20 protein-coding genes and 1 tRNA gene are annotated in these 18422 nt (G+C 49.2%); 14 read left to right on the forward strand and 7 right to left on the reverse strand.

Going from position 1 to position 18422, the window contains the following annotated elements; all coding sequences use genetic code 11:
* The 9 genes from QET40_RS06605 to QET40_RS06645 all read left to right on the forward strand — a co-directional run bounded on the left by QET40_RS06605 (position 1) and on the right by QET40_RS06645 (position 11254).
* Positions 1-2448 (forward strand): hypothetical protein, encoded by a 2448-nt coding sequence (locus tag QET40_RS06605; RefSeq protein WP_280126387.1) that lies wholly within the window; start codon positions 1-3, stop codon positions 2446-2448.
* Positions 2449-2524: 76 nt separating this feature from the next.
* Positions 2525-5638 carry a hypothetical protein gene (locus QET40_RS06610; RefSeq protein ID WP_280126388.1) on the forward strand — a complete coding sequence of 1038 codons (3114 nt, stop codon included), beginning with the start codon at positions 2525-2527 and terminating at the stop codon, positions 5636-5638.
* Positions 5639-5799: 161 nt separating this feature from the next.
* Positions 5800-6432 carry a hypothetical protein gene (locus tag QET40_RS06615; protein ID WP_280126389.1) on the forward strand — a complete coding sequence of 211 codons (633 nt, stop codon included), beginning with the start codon at positions 5800-5802 and terminating at the stop codon, positions 6430-6432.
* A gap of 4 nt (positions 6433-6436) precedes the next feature.
* Positions 6437-6763 (forward strand): hypothetical protein, encoded by a 327-nt coding sequence (locus QET40_RS06620; RefSeq protein ID WP_280126390.1) that lies wholly within the window; start codon positions 6437-6439, stop codon positions 6761-6763.
* A gap of 70 nt (positions 6764-6833) precedes the next feature.
* Positions 6834-7127 carry an Asp-tRNA(Asn)/Glu-tRNA(Gln) amidotransferase subunit GatC gene (gene gatC / locus QET40_RS06625; RefSeq protein ID WP_280126391.1) on the forward strand — a complete coding sequence of 98 codons (294 nt, stop codon included), beginning with the start codon at positions 6834-6836 and terminating at the stop codon, positions 7125-7127.
* A 60-nt stretch (positions 7128-7187) separates the two neighbouring features.
* Entirely contained in the window at positions 7188-8612 is a 1425-nt protein-coding gene (gene gatA, locus QET40_RS06630; protein ID WP_280126392.1) for an Asp-tRNA(Asn)/Glu-tRNA(Gln) amidotransferase subunit GatA, read from the forward strand.
* A 145-nt stretch (positions 8613-8757) separates the two neighbouring features.
* Entirely contained in the window at positions 8758-9624 is an 867-nt protein-coding gene (locus tag QET40_RS06635; RefSeq protein ID WP_280126393.1) for a diacylglycerol kinase family protein, read from the forward strand.
* A gap of 148 nt (positions 9625-9772) precedes the next feature.
* A tRNA-Ala gene (locus tag QET40_RS06640) sits at positions 9773-9848 on the forward strand.
* Between the two features lie 185 nt (positions 9849-10033).
* Positions 10034-11254, forward strand: coding sequence for a hypothetical protein (locus QET40_RS06645; protein ID WP_280126394.1), 1221 nt, complete (start codon positions 10034-10036; stop codon positions 11252-11254).
* Between the two features lie 88 nt (positions 11255-11342).
* Here QET40_RS06645 and QET40_RS06650 read toward each other — a convergent pair whose 3' ends face one another.
* From QET40_RS06650 to QET40_RS06680, 7 genes are all read right to left on the reverse strand, one after another.
* Positions 11343-11606, reverse strand: a complete 264-nt coding sequence (locus tag QET40_RS06650; protein WP_280126395.1) for a Txe/YoeB family addiction module toxin — start codon at positions 11604-11606, stop codon at positions 11343-11345.
* Positions 11603-11887, reverse strand: coding sequence for a type II toxin-antitoxin system prevent-host-death family antitoxin (locus QET40_RS06655; RefSeq protein ID WP_280126396.1), 285 nt, complete (start codon positions 11885-11887; stop codon positions 11603-11605). The genes QET40_RS06650 and QET40_RS06655 overlap by 4 nt, the downstream gene beginning before the upstream one ends.
* Positions 11888-12023: 136 nt before the next feature.
* On the reverse strand, positions 12024-12611 hold the full coding sequence (locus QET40_RS06660; RefSeq protein WP_280126397.1) for a hypothetical protein: 588 nt from the start codon (positions 12609-12611) through the stop codon (positions 12024-12026).
* Between the two features lie 4 nt (positions 12612-12615).
* A complete protein-coding gene (locus tag QET40_RS06665; RefSeq protein WP_280126398.1) occupies positions 12616-13560 on the reverse strand; it encodes a hypothetical protein in 945 nt (314 codons plus the stop codon).
* 34 nt (positions 13561-13594) lie between these two features.
* On the reverse strand, positions 13595-13849 hold the full coding sequence (locus QET40_RS06670; RefSeq protein ID WP_280126399.1) for a hypothetical protein: 255 nt from the start codon (positions 13847-13849) through the stop codon (positions 13595-13597).
* 38 nt (positions 13850-13887) lie between these two features.
* Entirely contained in the window at positions 13888-14715 is an 828-nt protein-coding gene (locus QET40_RS06675) for a hypothetical protein (RefSeq protein WP_280126400.1), read from the reverse strand.
* A 2-nt stretch (positions 14716-14717) separates the two neighbouring features.
* Positions 14718-15158 (reverse strand): helix-turn-helix transcriptional regulator, encoded by a 441-nt coding sequence (locus tag QET40_RS06680; RefSeq protein WP_280126401.1) that lies wholly within the window; start codon positions 15156-15158, stop codon positions 14718-14720.
* A gap of 66 nt (positions 15159-15224) precedes the next feature.
* Here QET40_RS06680 and QET40_RS06685 point away from each other — a divergent pair, with 66 nt between their 5' ends.
* The 5 genes from QET40_RS06685 (at position 15225) to QET40_RS06705 (ending at position 18419) form a co-directional block, all read left to right on the forward strand.
* Positions 15225-15434: a hypothetical protein gene (locus tag QET40_RS06685; protein WP_280126402.1), complete on the forward strand. Its 210-nt coding sequence runs from the start codon at positions 15225-15227 to the stop codon at positions 15432-15434.
* A 674-nt stretch (positions 15435-16108) separates the two neighbouring features.
* Entirely contained in the window at positions 16109-16312 is a 204-nt protein-coding gene (locus tag QET40_RS06690; RefSeq protein ID WP_280126403.1) for a hypothetical protein, read from the forward strand.
* Positions 16313-16361: 49 nt separating this feature from the next.
* Entirely contained in the window at positions 16362-16628 is a 267-nt protein-coding gene (locus QET40_RS06695; protein ID WP_280126404.1) for a hypothetical protein, read from the forward strand.
* Between the two features lie 174 nt (positions 16629-16802).
* A complete protein-coding gene (locus QET40_RS06700) occupies positions 16803-17363 on the forward strand; it encodes a pentapeptide repeat-containing protein (RefSeq protein WP_280126405.1) in 561 nt (186 codons plus the stop codon).
* Positions 17364-17435: 72 nt separating this feature from the next.
* Complete coding sequence (locus tag QET40_RS06705) at positions 17436-18419, forward strand: hypothetical protein (RefSeq protein WP_280126406.1); 984 nt, start codon at positions 17436-17438, stop codon at positions 18417-18419.
* Positions 18420-18422 lie beyond the last annotated feature (3 nt).

Raw genomic sequence — 18422 nt, forward strand, 5'->3', positions numbered from 1 at the left:
ATGAGTTTTTTCCATAAACAATGGAGAGGGATCACCTGTGTGATGTTTGGAGGTGTGGCTGCCGGTTTGTCCGGTGCGGCGGATTCTTCTATCGATATTCCGGATCGCGCGCGGACGGAACAGATTGTTTCAGCTTGTTCCGGGGTGTGGAATTCGTGGAATCCGCAGGACAGTTTTTCCAATGACTTGCCTCGGACGGCATTGCTTGGCAACGGTGATGTCGGGATTGTGTCGGGAGGGAGCGGAATGGAAAAAACGTATTTGATTTCCAAATCTGATTTTTGGTCCTGCGGAAATTTAAAAGGTAAATTCAGTGCGGATAAACGTTATAAAACGCAACCTTTGCCTATTGGCGGTGTGACGATCAGACCGGTTGCCGAGTCCTCGGCATTGGCGGAAACAAAATCTTTCCATGAGAAATTGGATATTTGGAAGGCATGTCTGGAAACAGAACTGACGGGAATGAGCGGCGAGTCCGTATCCATGAAGGCATGGATGGCGGCAACGGAGAACGTGTTAATCGTCGAGTTGAAGTCTCCGGAGGCTATGGATCTGGAAATCGATGTGTGGTGCAAGGCTGATCAGGAATGTTTCCCTGCGGATGTGGGTACGGACGAGAATGCCGGGGCGGTTTCGAGGTGGACCTTCAATGGAGCTCCTGAAAACCCCGCTTCATGGCGTTCCCAGGCAGTGCTGGCTCCATCCGTTGTCCATGCCGGCTTGCCCGACCATTGGAAGAATAAATCGGAAGCAACTGTTTCGAGGATAGTTCGTTTACAGCCGGGACAATCCTCCTGGCTGGTAGTTGCTATCGGAGGGGGAGGGCAGACCTACGGACACGATGGCAGGCTGAAGGGCTGGGACCCTTGGGTGAAAGCCCGGGAATTGCTGGGCTTGGTTCGGAATGAGGCTGGTGTTGCCTCTCTTCTCAAGTCCCATGCCGATTGGTGGAGGGAGTATTGGACTGTTTCTTCTATCGACCTGTCTCCGTCCGATGAAGAAACGGCTCTGGCGGAGCGTTATTATTACGGAGCCCAGTATTTGATGGGGTCGGGTATCCGGAATGGAAAACTTGCTCCGGGACTTTTCGGAGTCTGGCATACGACGGACACGCCGAATTGGTCTTCTGATTATCATCTGAATTATAATTTTATTGCTTCGTTTTACGGGACGGCATCCAGCAATCGGTGTGATTTGCTGATGCCTGCCGCAGAAGCCATGCTTGCGATGGAGAGGGAAGGAATGGAGCGTGCTGCGAATCAGATTGAACTGCAACGGATTAACAGGGAATATGTGAATTCCCGTTCCGCTCTTCGGAAGGGTATTGCGGATGCTATTCTTTACCCCGTTGGGATTGGCCCGTGGGGGACTGTTACAGATGATTCCTACCATCGTGAACTCCTCAATGTTTCATACAGTTCATGGCCGATTATCCAGTATTACAACTATACGCTTGACCGTGATTTTTTGGCAAGGACATACGGGTTCTTGAAAAAATGTGCACGGTTGTATGAAGTCTGGCTGGAAAGGGATGAGGATGGAAGGTGTCTTCTTGTAGCCGGGTACAATGAGGGTTCGTGGGCGCATAATCCCGCTGTTGAGCTGGCGACGGTGAAGATGTTGCTGGCGTTTTTGATCAAGGCATCGGAGGAATTGGATATGGACGCCGGAAAACGTAGCTTCTGGAAAGATCTTTTGACTCGTCTGCCGGAACAGCCGGTTTCCGAATGGAAGGGTAAACCTGTTTTCTCTCTGGCAGAGAGGGAATGGAAAAAGAACACATGGAAGCAGTTGGACAATCCGATCCCATGGGATGGAAATATCCTTCCGTTGGATGTGATTCTTCCGGCCGGAGAACTCGGGTATTATTCCCCGGCGGAACAGCAGCAAGTAGGTAGGAATACGATTGATGCGTTTGGGGATGGAGCATGGGGGCAAATCAATAATTTTCCACGTATTTTCTATGATGCCGTCCAACTTCGTTATCCGGCGGAAAAGATTTTGAAACACATGGCGGGCGTTCTGAAAAAACAAATGGGAAATAATCTTGCCGTTCGGGATGGCTATCACGGTCTGGAAAAAGTCGGGGCGACGGCTGCCATCAACAGTATGCTGGTGCTGAAACACAAAGGTGTGATCAAGGTGTTTCCCAATTGGCCTAAGGATCGAAACGCCGCTTTTTCACGGTTGAGGGTTCCGGGCGGGTTCCTGGTCTCGGCTGCCTATGATGGTTGTCGGGAAACGGTCGTGAAACTGGAAATAACAAGCTTGCTGGGAGGCCGGTTGACGATGGCTTGTCCGTGGGAATATGGAACTGTGGTTGCCCTGGATTCTTCCGGGAAAAAGCTTCCCATTATCGAATCCTCCGAACCGGAATGGAATGAGCGAACTTTGTCGTTGCCGGAAACCCGGGCTGGAGAGACCTATCGTTTTTCTTCTTTCCCATGAGTGAATGGGAAAACGGTAGATATCCGGTGTCGTGAGTGAAAGGCAGAAGGATGGAGACTCGTATACTTTGATGATTATGAAGCTCCTTCTCTTCTCTTTTCTGGCTTGGGGGTGTCTGGGTACTGCCATTGCAGCCTCCTCTTCTTCTCCGGAACCTGTCTCCGTAGTTGCGGATAGCGGAGTGTCTTTGCCTTTCATTTTTCTGGATGGAAGCGAAGCCCGGTTGACCGGGCGCGGTGTGACGAAGCGCGGCGGTTTTGTCCGTGACTGGACAGGAACAGACAGCGGTCCGGAATGGAAATTGGAGGTTCCTGCGACGGGTACGTATTATTTCTGGCTCATGATGGCATCTCCGGAGGATCAAGGGGGAACGGCTGCCTTGTTTATGGATGGACGGGAAAAGTCTGTATGGACGATTCCTTCAACTGGAAATTTCAATGATTTCCAACTGGTATGCATGTGGTCGGGAGAGTTAGAAAAAGGGGAACATGAAGTTCTCGTGAAGGCCCGGGAATTGAAAGGCAGGTTTCTGATGGATGTAAAATATGCTGTGTTGTCGTCCAGTCCGGTTCCGGAAGCTTGGGAACAAGCCCTTGCAAAGGAAAAAAAAGCAGTGGAAGATAGGATTCTGAAACCCGGAAAATGGTCGGAAACTTTTGCTGCTGTTTGTGATGTATTGCGGTGTCCGTTGTCGAAGAAGAATGTAGAAACGGCGGGGCGCCTTATGGAAAAAGCCTTCCCTCACCAGATGGACTGGTTGAAACAGGATGCGAGTAAAACGGTTGAAGAACTTTTCTCCGTGCCGGATATGAGGGCATTGCTTGCTGATGCCGTGGGTGTGGCGCTGAAAACCGTGCCGGATCCGGAGAACTTTGCTGCAGAGGCGGCCCGATTGGAACGGAACGATTCCTCTGCTTCGGTTAAGGAGTGGGTAACCCTGTATGACCGGGTGGCATATGCCCGCCGGCAAATGCGTTTGGATCGAGTACGGGCTTTGGCTCCGAAATTGATTTTTGCAAAGCACCATGTTTTTGGCAGTATCTCCGGCATTTATCTGATTACGGAGACAGAGGGCTCCAACAAGAAATCGGCCCTTTGCTCGCTGGATTTGACTCAGGACAAGGATGGGGCCTTTGCCTGCGAAAACATGCTGGTGGATCCTGGCAAAGGAAGTGTCCGTGACCCTGAACTCTCGTTTGATGGAACGAAGCTCCTGTTTGCCATGCGTGCGTCCAGGAAACATTTCAATTCCTGTTTGACGTATTCGCACTACGCGATCTATTGTCCAGCGCCGGAACGGGATCATTATTTGGAGAATGCCTACGGATGTCCCGAATCAAATTATCAGATTTACGAACTGGATCGTACGACTGGCAGGATTCGCCCATTGACGACTCCTGAAACTTATGGCTCCAGCATGGAACCCTGTTATTTGCCCAATGGTGACATCATGTTCAGTTCCTCCCGCATCGTCCAGCACATTACCTGCGGGTGGGGAGACCTGAGCAATCTGTTTATCATGAACAAAGACGGCAAGTATGCCCGCCGTGTCGGATTCGATCAAACGAATACGGCTTTTCCGAGCTTGCTCAATGACGGTCGCGTGATTTTCACGAGGCGCGACTACAATGATCGCGGCCAGTCCTCGGCCCATGCCCTCTTCCAGATGAATCCCGACGGGACGGCGCAGACGGAGTTCTACGGCAACCAGACGGGGTTGCCCAACAGCTTCCATCATGCGCGGGCTATCCCGAACTCCAACAAGGTGATTTGCATTATCGGCGGATACCACACGACGCAGGGAGGCAAGCTGGCTCTGATGGATGTTTCCAAGGGTGTGGAATTGGATCAGGGAATCGTGGAAATGCCCGGATACAGGACGCCGAAAAGCGGTAATGGTTATGATGACCGGTATGGCAAACAGGGGGAACAGTTTTCCAATCCCTATGCATTGACGGAACGCGATTACCTCGTGTCGATAGCCCCGTACAACGGAGCCGATTATTCCCTGTATTACTTGAATGACAAAGGAGAACGGGAACTTCTGGCGTCAGACCCGGGCACTTCCTGCCTGCAGGTGATTCCGGATGCTCCGCGCAAGCGTCCGGGAGTGCGTCCCTCCGAGGTTGATTACACGAAGGATGAGGGTATTTTTTATGTACAGAATGTATACTATGGCGAAGCGGCCCAAGGGATTGAACCGGGAAGCGTCAAGAAGATCCGCGTGATTGAAATGCTGTACAAAAATGCAACGATTGGCTCGGCAATGGGTAAAGGTCCCGGAGGTTGCTGGGATACTGTGATGCCGACGGGACATGGCCTTGCCTCCTTCGACTCGAAGAAGATTATCGGCGATGCAACGGTCTATGAAGACGGTTCGGCGATGTTCAAGGCACCTGCTCGCAAGCCTGTATACTTCCAGCTTCTGGATTGTAAAAACCGGGTCATTCAGACGATGCGCTCGTGGGCGACGCTGATGCCGGCAGAGAAGTTTTCATGCGTCGGCTGCCATGAGGACAAAAACAAGACGCCGCTCAACCCGCTGCGTCGTACGATTGCGTCGATGAAGCCGGCGGAGGAACTTGAGCCTTTTTATGGTCCACCTCGCGCCTTCAGTTATATTCATGAGGTACAGCCCGTGTTCGACAAGCATTGCATAGCCTGTCACCGCGAGGGAGGGGAAGGGAAAAAGCTTTTATTGACGTCCAAGCCTTATGTGGATGATCCGGCGGCAATGCGTCGGTATTACCGTTCCTATTTCGAACTGACGAAGGCACGTCCGGAAAATGGTCACAAACCTGAAGAATTCGCCTTTTGGGAAACAGACAAGGTTTGGGGGCCTCGTCCATTGGGCAAGCGCCTGCCGGACGAACCGAACAAGTATGTATCGTGGTACACCCGGTTTGAACTGATGCACCAGTATCCTCCCTACAGGGCTGGGGCCGTCCGCAGCGGATTGGTCAAACTGCTCGAAAAAGGGCACAAAAATGTCAAATTGACTCAGGAAGAATGGGACAAGATCTGTGCATGGATCGACTTGAATATTCCATTTGCCGGGGAGTACGATGAATCCAATATCTGGTCGGATACGGAAAAGGCCTTCTACAGGGCAAGGGTGAACGAACGTACCAGAAACGAGGCTATTGAAGCACGCAATATCCGTGAGTTGATTCGTGACGGACAATCGTAAAAAACACTTGAATAATCAATTTTTAAGAGCAAAACAGTGACGGACGCTCGGAATCGTGAAAAAAAAGGAAAGTTTTCCGCACTTTTCACTTTCCTTGATGGATAAGAAAGGTTAAATATTTCTTCAGTCCGATTAGTCGGAATGGCGTTTTGATTCTACCCATGAAAGAACAGGAACAACAGTACAGGAAAATGAGTCTGGATGGCCCTCCGTCGCCAGTTGCCGGAGGTGTGCCTGTCCCTGTCGTTCAGGATGATATGGAGGAGGCTCAGCGCAAGCTGGAAGAACTCCGTCGTAAAAAGGCGGAGATTGATGATTACAAGCGGCGCATGGAGGAAATTGCGCAGAAGAAAGCCCGCTTTATTGCTGATCAAAACGAGTTGGGCGACCGGATGTTCTCCGCTGTGGAAAGGATTGAGCAGGAACTGGAAAGCCTTGCTAATGAAATCAAGGAGCTGGAACAGATCCGCCTGTGCTTTACCAAGGATCTGAAGGTTCTGGGGGCGATCCGCCCCGATGACTGGGGACAGGATAATCTGGAACAGCAATTAACCGATGCTGCTGAAATCATGGATCATTGTGAAGCCGATTATAATGATGCGGTCGATCACTGCTCCCATATGCGCCATACCAAAGTATTGACCCGTTCCCGCAAATCTTCCCGTCGCCTGCTGATCTCTTCGCGTGAATTTGTGACGCAGTTCATCCAGGGTTTTTCCTTTCACCTGCCGTTGTTTATCTTGTTAGTCATCTTATACGCAATCGTCAGTTGCGGTCACTCCAACAATTTCTAATACCATGTTTCTGAGAAAAAGAAAACAGAGAGATTCTGAATTCAGCGATTTGGATCGTGCTTCCCGTGAGTTGATGCAGAAAATCAGCGAACTGGAAGAAATGGTCGGTCAGGGATCTCCCGTTTCCATGCAGCCCCAGCGCAATACTCTTCCACCTCCGGACAGAGTGCGGCAAACACGCCAGCAGAACACGCTGAAAGTAGCCGTCGCACGGGGTAATGTCCGTAATGCCAGGCGTGAACTTCATGAGAGTACGGCTCTTCTGCTGGTTCTCATTTGCTCCATTGCCGCTTCCACATTCTGGATCATTCGTCTGCTGGACCAGGGTTGAAAAATATCTCCCAGCATGACCTTATTTGCTGTGTCTTCCCAGGAGATGCCTTGCTAGACTGAGTCTGCCCATGAATCAGCCGCATATTGACGTTGCCTATATTGCCCGATTGGCGAGTTTGCACCTCACGGAAGAGGAAGTTGACCGCTTTTCCGAGGATCTGACTAAAGTTCTCAACTATGTTGATCAGTTACAGAGTTACGACGTCACCGGAGTAGAGCCCATGTACCATCCCTTGCCGGTAATGGATGTTATGCGCGATGATGTAGTTCTTTCCGGTCTTTCGACAGAGGAAGCTCTGGTCAATGCTCCTCAGCAGGCCTCGGAGCAGATTCGCGTGCCCAAGGTTGTTGAATCCGCTTGATTTCCCTTCGGATCCTTTTCCCCACTATTTTTCCTTTTGCCTCATACTTTTCCTAGATACATGTCCCTGCCTCTAAAATCCCTTGCCGAGTGGAGAGATTGTCTACGCGACGGCTCCGTTTCTTCTGTCGAACTCGTCAACATGGTGGCTGATGCTATCGATAAAGAAGACGGCGCAACTCACGCCTATCTTTCCTATGACCGGGACGCTGCCCTGAAGATAGCCCGGAATGTTTCTCAGGATTCCCTCCTGGCCGGGATTCCCATTGGCGTTAAGGACAATATTAGTGTCAAGGGGCAGCCGACGCGTTGCGCATCGCGCTTTCTCGAACCTTATGTTGCTCCTTACAATGCTTCGTCCGTCGACAGAATGATTGCGGCGGGAGGCATCCCTCTGGGACGCATGAACATGGATGAATTCGCCATGGGATCCACCGGGGAAAATTCAGCTTTCGGACCGACTTACAATCCATGTGCTCCCCATCGGGCGACGGGAGGATCATCCAGTGGTTCCGCTGCCTCGGTTGCGGCCGGTACCGCTATTGCCGCATTGGGCTCCGATACCGGCGGTTCCATCCGCCAGCCGGCTTCCCATTGCGGAGTCGTAGGATTGAAACCTACCTATGGCCGGGTTTCCCGGTATGGACTTGTTGCGTTCGCTTCGTCCCTGGATCAGATAGGACCGATTACGCGAGACGTACGCGATGCCTCGATTCTGCTGGAAGCTATCTGTGGTCATGATCCTAAGGATTCTACCTCGCAGAATCATCCGGTGGAGCATTTCGAAGATGCCGTTGGCAAAGACATCAAAGGGCTTAGGATCGGAATCCCCAGGGAATATATGACTTCTGGCAACCATCCCGGTGTGTCCGAGGCCATATCCGGTGCTCTTGCCCGGTTGGAATCCTTGGGGGCTGAATTGGTGGAAATTTCTCTTCCGCATGCCGAAGCCGTTGTGGCTGCCTACTACATTATTGCTTGTGCGGAAGCTTCGTCCAATCTGTCCCGCTTCGACGGAGTGCGTTATGGGCGTCGTTCGCCGGACGTATCGGATCTTTCCAACCTTTTCGAACTTTCTCGTGAGGAAGGCTTTGGTCCCGAGGTTAAACGCCGTATTATTTTGGGCACTTACGTTTTGAGTTCCGGCTTCTACGATGCCTACTACACCAGAGCGCAGAAAGTTCGCTCCCTTGTTGCCGGAGACTTTGCCCGCGCCTTTGAGAAAGTAGATCTGATTGCCGGTCCCACTGCCCCGGCTCCGGCTCCCCTGCTTGGTGTGGCGGCTTCGGACCATCTCCAGACCTATCTGGCGGACATCTATACCATTCCTGCCAATCTTGTCGGACTTCCCGGAATTTCGGTACCCTGTGGTACGGCTGCGGATGGCGACGATCTCCTTCCGGTTGGTCTCCAGTTTCTCGCTCCTCACTTCAGGGAAGAGACTTTGATCTCGGCCGGATACGCTTTGGAGCAAAGCATAAAATAATTTGAATGCGGCTTTTGTCTGCCTTCGCGAATTCCATTATTTCCCGTGAGAGAGGGAGGTGGGGAAGTCTTATCGTAAAATGAATTTGGAAAAGGATACTCCTTAAACTATATTGATTCCGTTAATGAATCATGTCCCCTTTTTCTTGAACCCTGAAGCCCGTAGTGCCAGATCCATCCATTTGAGACGTTGGTTGGCGGACAGGAAAGGCCTTTTTGATATTGTGGAGCCGACATCGCCGGAACACATGCAGGAAAGCCTTAGGGAATGTGCTCGTAAAGGTTTGGAAACAGTGGCTGTTGCCGGTGGAGACGGTACCTTGCGTCTGGCTGCCGGAGCCTTGGCGGGAACGGAGACCAAATTAGTCGTTATACCCTCCGGTACTGTCAACGTCTTCGCTCGTGAAATAGGCATTGGTTCCGGTAATTTTGATCGTGCCCTCCAGGCTTACAATCAAGGCTGCATCAAGGAAGTGGACGTTTTTGCGGTGAATGGCGAACCCTTCCTGCAAATGGCCGGAATCGGTATTGATGGACGTGCCGTGGAGCTGACTACCAGCCAGGCCAAGAAAAAATGGGGTCCTATTGCTTATGGTATAGCTGGTCTCAAGGCTGCCTGCGAACCTCAGCCTCGTCTTCGTATAACCCTCAGTGATGGAAGAATTGAAGAAGGCATAGCCGTGATCATGGGCAACGGCGCCCGATACGGCGGTTCTTGGACTATGTTCGGAGATGCAGACAATGCGGATGGTTTGCTGGATGTCCTGGTATTCAGACGCCACATGGGAACCATCATCAAAGACTGTCTTCATGCTTTCCTTCGCGGGGGATTCAGTCCGGTCATGAAGGGAGACTTTTCCTACCTTAAAGTGGAAGGTTGTTCTATAGATCCTGTTGACACGCCTGCGTCTTATGAACTGGATGGCGATTTCGGTGGGCATGGTGCCCTCAAAATTGAAAAACACCCCGGGAGCCTCAAGGTTTTTGTCCCGTCTTCCAAACCTTCCAAGTAATTTGGAATCAATTTCTTAGGAAATATTCTTCTTTCGCCATTTGTCCTTCTCAAGAAAAAATAAACCTGATATCAAAAAATACTTGCCATCGGGCTTTTTCTTCACTATAATTTTCCCCGTCCTCACGGGATACCGAGACGAAAGTCGAGGGGCATTAGCTCAGTTGGTAGAGCGCTTCAATGGCATTGAAGAGGTCAGCGGTTCGAACCCGCTATGCTCCACCAAATAAAGCCCGCAAGTTAATCGCTTGCGGGCTTTTCTTTTGCTTATTTTCAATGAGTTATGAAGAGAAATAAGGCTTTATGAGGAGTTTGCGGCGATTTTCAAAAAGGTGTGTCATTTTCATGATTTGAGGCTTTTTCCGTTGAATTTCTGAAAATAATAGACATAAAAGACAAAGAATTCGCCTATGGGACGGTCTCTCAAGTTTGCAATCCACAAAACGAAGCGCGGTAAAAAGACTCTGTATAGGATCTGGCTGCCGGCAAGGTTTTCCGCAAGTGGCAAAATTACGGCTCTCTATTATGAGACTCGTGATGAAGCAGCGCGCGATCAGATGATGCTACGCGATCGCTTTTCACAAGGCGAGCTATCGGATAATAATGTGCTGGCTCCTACTCAAATACGTGAAGCCAAGGATGCATATGGGTTACTAAAAGATTCTGGGTTGGGTTTGTCTCTTCTTGATGCGGTAAAGATTGGTATTGAGCAGCAGAAGGCTAGGATGGTCGGCCTGTCTGTAAATGAACTGATGACGAAGTATAGGGATGTGGTGTCTGCTGACAGGGGGTGGTCGGTGAAGTATGAGGGAAATTGGCGCCATTATTCTTCACGTTTTGTTGAGGTGTTTGGCGGTAGGAATGTGGCCGATCTTGAGGCGCATGATATCAGGGTGTGGCTGGCCGATTCTTTTAAGAGTGCGACGTATTTCAATTCTGCTCTGGGGGTGTTGAGTCCGGCGTTTACCTGGGCGGTGAAGCAGGGGATCATTTCCAAGTCTCCGTGGAGTCAGATTGAGAAGAGAAAGATTGTTTCTTCAGATGGCGTGGATGTGTTTACGGTGGAGGAAGTCAAACGTCTTCTGGCTTCGTGCAGGTCTTACAAGGATGAGGAGGGGCACCCGATGGCTGCTGAGGATGGCCATGTTGAAGCGATTTACAAGCTGGATTGTACGGATGCTTTGCTTCCGTTTGCTGTGTTGTTGTTCGCAGGGATTCGCCCGGAGGAGTTCCAGAAGTTGACGTGGGATCACGTGCTGTTGGATGAGGGGTTTATTAATGTTCCCCCATCGATCGCGAAGACTCGCGAGGTGAGGCATGTGGCGATCAAGGATAATTTGAGAAGGTTTTTTGAGGCTGTTCCGGAATCAGATCGGAAAGGGCTTTTGAGGCCGACGAATTGGGTAAGGAAGGCGAAGATTGTGCGAAAGGCGGCCGGCCTTCAGAACAGGTCCGATGCGGCGCGCCATTCGTTTGCGTCGTATTCTCTGGCAATTGATCCGAATATTGACCGTCTCCGTGAAGATATGGGGCATGCCAAGGGCTCGGATATGCTGTTCAAGCATTACAGGGCTGCTGTCTCAAAGCAGGCTGCCGAGGAGTATTGGCAAATTGGGTTGGAGGAGATGTGAGTCCATTTTGTTGGATGTCACAAAATGGTAGGACTTCTTGGATTAAAGTCTGGAATCTGCCAAGCGGGTGCAGTTCTCGGAGGGAGGGCTATTCGTAGTGTTTGCGGAGGGAGCGGATGAAGATGGTTGCCGTTTCTTCGTCTACGGAATAGATGATGCGGTCTTTGGTGTTGATGCGACGGGACCAGTAACCGGAGAGGTTGCCGACAAGCTGCTCGGGTTTGCCTTTGCCAGCATAGGGAGTTTCAAGTATTTCCAGCAATAGGGCAGTTACTTTCTGCGCAGCCTTGCGATCTGCCTTTTTCCAAAAGGCGAGATCTGACAGGGCTGTTTTTGAGAATTCAAGTTTCATGCTCCAGGGGTGTTCATGAAGTTCATGAGGTCATCCGCTGTCATGATGATGGTTTCCCCACGGCGTTTTTCTTCGAGGGACTGGTCCAGGTGGCGTATGTTGGACGGGGTGTCTAGCTGGTGGATGGTTTCCATCCACGAGTCGTATTCTTCACGAGGGATCATGACTACTTCTCGCTGCCGCGATTTGATGATGACGGGCACGGAATCGTCGACGCAGGTCTTGATGGTATCGGCCAGATGCTGCCGGGCTTCACTGTATGAAAGGGATAATGGGGTCATGAATAAAACGTACAAGTTTTCTGTACTCTTGTCAAGTGGTCTCTCGGAGGGAGGGCTGACCTGTTTCTGTTTACGCAGTCACGCATTCTGCGCGATTCACGGTTGCCCAGTTCAAGGTGTTGGGGGAGGAATGGATTTACCAACCGTCTGGCATCTTCGTATCTGGCTTTTGGGCCATTTCTTGCATGTGAGCCAGGTGTTTTTTGCGCATTTCGTATTGCTTCTTGTCGCACATGTCGGTCATGATTTTGTCCTCTAGTTTTTCGAATGCGAAGAGGACGTATATGTATTGTATGCAACAAGAAAGCAGGAGGCTGGCTCCAAGGCTGATGATGAGATTGCCTATAATCGGAGTACCAAGTACTGTTTTTGTGGAGAAAAATAGTATAAGGGATGTGAGGAAGCTCAACAGGACGAGGTTTGTCAGGCAGCAGCTGGTTTCTTCCATGTTCCGCTTTGCGTATTCCTGAGGGCAGCCTTGGTCTACCAATTTGAGGGAATAATCAAATGCCTTGATCCGAAGGTTGTATGAAGATGCGGATAGGATGGCGGCAATGGCCGCAGTGAGTTTGAAGAAATCCGGTATGCCTGGCCAGTAAGCGATGACGGAGAAGCCGGAATAAGAGAGGCAGGCCCATATACCTATGCCTAATACGGCGGGCAACCATACTCCAAGCTGGGTACGGAGGAATCCGTTTCTGAGCCGTGTACGGATGGTTGCCATGTGGCTAAATTGTATTTTCTTCAACAAGTGATGTCAACCATTCCGATAGTTTCCTCATAGCAGCAGGTGAGTTGATGACTCCGGCATCAAAGGGGATGTCGAGGGTGGCGTGTGGGACAAGTTTGTCTTTGGTGATGGTTATTCCATTTTTGAGTTTGATTTTCAGGTTATCCAGGTCGGTCTCAGATATACGCGATGCGAGCAAGGTGATTGTTTCCAGATTTGAATGGCGTCTGCCTCCTGGTGAAATGGTCACTTTGATGCTACATTCATCCAATGGATTTTTGCCGTCTGTTTTGACGATGGGATCTTCCAATGAGTCGATCAATGCCGAGGTAAGCGATTGGGCATAGTCGCTTCTCTCGCTCCCGGAAGCATAGGATAAATCGATGGAACTAACTCCGTATTTTGAGATTTGTTTTTTTACATCAATGCAAATTTTATTTTTCAAATTAATAACTGCGGAGGAAAGCACCCTTGAATCGAGGAACAACCAAGAGAGGAATGACTGGAGGCGGGCATCTCCATTATTTGAATTGGAAATATAGGCGATGTGGTTGCCGGTGATTGCGAAGACAATGGTGCTTTCTACAGGCGGAGCTACGCCTGCTTTTGTGACTGGTTCTGCGGAGGTGATAAAGACGCCTTCTTTGGATTTACCTTTTGCAGGAACGTTTTTCCCCTCTTCTGCAATAATGATGCAGCCACATTTGCATGCTCCGAATTTGGCCAATTCCATGTTTGGAGCCATGAGTTCTTCAAGTGCATTGGAATTAGCCCTGCATTTTCTACTGATGACGGTCACTCCTTTGTTTGCAGATGCCAGTAAGGCCGCATCAAACAACTCCTCAAGTGTTTTCCTGGACTCCCATTGAGAAAAAAGGTCGTCTCTGGATTCTACAGTACATTCCCGGTAATTGGCTTTTCTTTTAAAGTAAGTTGTCTCCATGGCAGCACGAAATTATTATCTTTCCATTTGACGATTATTGTTTTCCTTTCGCATCCATGTAGCGTATATAGGCATTCATAATTTCTTTGCCTTCAGGGAATGGAATTATGAATCTTCTTACCCCTGAAATTCCTGGAATATTGATTTCAAATACATTGTTTAATTCATTTGAGAATGTAATTGAACTGAATGGGATCCCCGCGGACTCTTCATCACGTTCTATTTTGACGCCATCAATTATACCTCGTTCGTCTTTACTCCACTGAATTATTTTTACGCTGTTTTTCATTGCTTTATATTTTTGAATTTTTCAGAAAAATTATATCGTTATTTGATCATGTCGAAGTTGTCTAAATAATAGTAATCAACTTCTTCGGTGATGTTTCCGTTGTAGAATTCGAGTTTCCCGTTATTCATTCTGATTTTAATGGATGCATTACCGTTTGGATAACTGATGGCACCTTTTCTGATGAGTCGTTCTAAATCAATGGAACTTAAAATTATGTAGCGATTGATGTAGGCGCTGTTTGTCAGGTATCTGAAAACAATGGTGTAAAAAATATTTGTATTTGTGTTATTGACAAAGTTGTTTGGCTTTATTATGACGGATATTTTGTTGTCAGCAAACAGGGTTGTCTTTACTTGGATGAAAAAGAATTTGTCATTTTTTGAAGCTGTGATGTCAATTCCTTCATCAACGGACATGATGCTGGCACTGTAGCCTCTGAATAATAATTCGCTGACTACTGCAAATTCTCCTGCTTTGCCGAAATATAGTTTTCCGGTATTTGCCGTTATCCCTGTTTCATTGAAGGATGATGCTTGAGGCTGTTGCTGTGCAGGAAATAGAGGGAGAGCAGTTTGTGAGTTTTTGTCTGGGCGGATTGAGGATTTTATCTTTTTAGGAGGAGCAATAGAATAGACTCCTTTTTTGGGACGTCCAGTTTTGGGGTTGATCGTTTTTTTGTAGATTTTGTTTGTTTTGCTTTTGACGCTGGCAGCAAGAAATGCATTCACCCTTTTTTGGATATCCGTAGATTCCTGGTCTTTATACTCATCAATATTTGATTTAATGTATTCTGTAATTTCATTCACATGAAGAGACGATTGGTTCTTCAATTTGAATACAAGTGCAATAGCTTCTTTTATGGTCATGATTATTCGGAGATGAATTTGAGTAATTTCCCTATGGTTCCGCCGAGGGCTTCGATGTCAGAGCCAACGTCGGAGAGAAGGCTTTTGAGGTGTTTGAGCTTCTGTTCTGCTGTTTGAGCTCTCTGCTGCCATTCGGATTCCTGAATGTTTGCTGTGTCGGTAGCTTGGATGGGGATATCAGAGACACCCCAGAGGTAGTCCATGGAGACACCAAGAGCAGATGAAATTAGGAAAAAACGTTCAGCTGACGGTATAGATTTTCCTTTAGTATAGTCTGAGATCGTCGCTTGACGAATGCCTGTAATTCGTTCCAATTCACTTTGACTTAACGACTTCTCACGAATAAGAGAGTTGAGTCGAGCTAGATATATAGAAATATCTGTAGTTTTTCCTTGCTCGTTCATAGAAAATTCTATAGTTGTTTTCTCGTAACGGTTCTCCATTGGCACGGTGTGACCGTCACGCAATCTGAGAAACTACATAAAACGAATGAGAAAGGGAAGAAAATCATGACGCTAACACCAGAATATTTAGCTGGGCGCGGCTATACGATTTCACGCGCGGCGCGGGCCGTCGATGTGAGTACGACGCATTTGCGTTTGGTGCTCAAGGGGCAACGCACGGGAAGCCGGGAGCTGCTCAAGAAGTTGAGGACGCTGCCGAAGTATCATCCGATTACTCCGCGTGTGAGCTATACGGAGACGAAACCGGAAAAGTGATAGGCGTAACGGAAAACCGATAGAAGGCCGTATGAAGTCATTCCTGATTCACAACTGGCTCAATGTCTTAGGGATTCTCTGCTGGCTGTTCAATATCGTTTGGATTTGTCTCAAGATACGGAACCGAAACTCATAACTATCTGATTAATCAATCATAAAACTGAAACACAAACCTCAGGAAATCATCATGAAAGAAAAACTGAACTACTCGAATTGCACCGAAATAACAATGGAATGCTATGTCGAACTTCTCCAAAAGGGAGAAGTCCTTCTGACCGGATTCCCAATGAGCACAATCTACCCGACAGAACCCGCAGATGAGTTCTGGGGATCAAGGGAAAGATACAGGGTTGTAGGCTACTCGAAGGATGGAGCCACTGCCGTTATCTTGCCTAGCGTAGTTTTCGATGTATGTCGTCAACTTTCCGCTCGATATCCCGAATCTTTGCTTCCAATCGATCGAGAACAACCTTCAAATCAGCAATTTGGTGAGCAAGCGTCCCATACATTACAGGATTAGCTTGGTGTTTTATTTCATCAATAATCTGAGATTCACTCATAGGGCTTTAATGTAAACAAAAGGAACAGGGCGCACAATCATTTCCTCATAGCGTGTGCGAGCAAGGCCGAGACGAGACTGAGGCAGTTCCACCCATTTTGAAAGGAACAAAACAATGATCTATTACACGGTCAATACCGTAGAAAAACGAATCTACGAAGACGAAACGGACAACGCGCTCAACGAACGTGAAGCGCGAGCTCTTATCAAAGAATACACGGATCGCATTAGCGAGCTGGAGGATTGTCTACAGACTCTTGATTACTCCTATGGTCCCGATCCCATGGACGCCTACAAAGCCCGTATTGAAGCTCTATGAACGAAGAACCCGTGATTGAAGAACTCAAGAAACTTGGATGGTACGAATTATGAAAAAGAACCCAACTGATGAAATCAGAGAAATAGACATGGATGATGTCTTGACGAGTGCTGAACTTGTGAAGGAGTTCCCGAAGTTTTTCACTTCCCAGCCGTCTGTTGTGAATTATGCGCGGAATTATGGACTGCCCCATTGGGGGTTGAAGCCTAGGACGTACAGGTTTTCCCGCAAGGAAGTGACTGAATGGTTGTGGGCTCAATATCACTCTGGAAGTTCTCCTTTTAAGGCTGAGTCAAAGCTGAAGATTGTGAAATGAACCTATCTGATGAAGAGGAGGAAGTCGGCATGAAGGATGTGATCGAAGGCATCGCGTTTGCGCTGTGTGTGGCCGGGTTGCTCGGCTGCTTCTACCTGATGGATGCCCTGTTTTGATTTTTCCAAAAAGAAACCGCCCCGGACGGCATCCGGGAAACGAACCAATACAACAATAATGAATACTGAAGAACTGAAAGAAATCCTTGAAAAGCACCGGAAATGGATTAACGGCGAAGATGGCGGCAAGCGTGCCTACCTGAGCGGTGCCAACCTGATCAATGCCAACCTGCGCGATGCCGACCTGCGCGATGCCAACCTGAGCGGTGCCAACCTGAGCGGTGCCGACCTGCGCTATGCCGACCTGCGCGGTGCCGACCTGCGCGATGCCAACCTGAGCGGTGCCGACCTGCGCTATGCCGACCTGCGCGGTGCCGACCTGCGCGATGCCAACCTGAGCGGTGCCAATTTAGGATTTGATTGTTGTTTTGCACGTGTAAAAGGTCAGCCGATTTACCAAGTGTGCGGAGTTGGTCTATCCCGTCGTACTTTAACCTTGAACGCCAAAGGATTACGCAATGATTGGGTTTGGTTTGCTGGGTGTTTCCGCGGAAATGAAAAAGATTTGCGGAAGGCGGTAGAAGGAAAGTACGGGAAGGATTGCGATTACATGGATGCCATTGAGTTTTTAATCAAAACCGCAAAACGCCATTCGGGAGACTTCAAGCAGGAAGCCTAAAAAATGGCGGAAGTCCGCGGCAACGGACGACCGCCTGTAAACAATGATTTCTATCAAAATATCTACAGACATATGACTACTAGAACAGTACGCCCGGATCAAGTTGAAAACACGGGCAATAATTCACAGGAGGGTTTGATTCCTTCTTTTTCTTCGGGCGGCGGTGCGTTGGCTGCTATTACCGGCAATGCGGCGGCAACGTCAGTTCTTGCGTCCATCTGGGTGGCGAAGCAGTTTCCGCGCAATTTGGCGGAGGTAACGGCGAGGATGAGTCAGGCGTGTTCCAGGCTGTCTTTGGCGCAGTCGGCTACGTATGCTTTCCCTCGCGGCGGAACGACGGTGGAGGGGCCGAGTATTCGACTTGCAGAGGCTTTGATTTCTGCCTGGGGGAATGCGGAAGCGGGCTGGCGCGAGGTTGCCCGGCATTGGGATCCTCAAGGGGCTGATGGGCTGGGTTGCAATGTTTCGGAGTGTGTGGCGTTCTGCTTCGACAAGGAAACGAATGTTCGCCGTGAGATTGCTTTTACGGTGAACCATACTCGCGATAAGAGCGAGGTTGATTCGCGTGGGCGAAAAACAGGAAAGATGTTGCGCGTGCCGCTTGATAGCGAGCGGGATGTGTATGAACTGTGTGCCAATATGGCGAGTCGCCGCATCCGTGCTTGTATTTTACAGGTGTTGCCGGGGTGGCTTGTTGATGAGGCTCTTGAGGTAACGGCAAAGGCGATTAAGGAGGGTGATACTCGCCCTCTGGCTGATGTTGCCCGGAGTATGGAGGCGAAGTTTCTTGAGCTTGGCGTGACGCGCGATCAGTTGGTTGCCAATCTGGGTCACTCTATTGAGGAGATTACCCGGCAGGATGTTGTCCGGCTTGGGAAGATTTACAACTCCATTAAGGAGGGGATGGTTTACGTGAAGGAGGTTTTCCCGCCTGTTGCGAAGAAGCCTGATATTCCAGCCGAGCCTCTGGACCCGACTGTGACGGATGATATCCCGTTTGTGAATGAGGTTGCCGCTGCATCTTCTGCTGCTGAAGAACCCCAAACCCTGCTTTGAACA

Origin of the sequence: Akkermansia sp. N21169, assembly GCF_029854675.1 — a bacterium.
Classification (GTDB): domain Bacteria; phylum Verrucomicrobiota; class Verrucomicrobiia; order Verrucomicrobiales; family Akkermansiaceae; genus Akkermansia.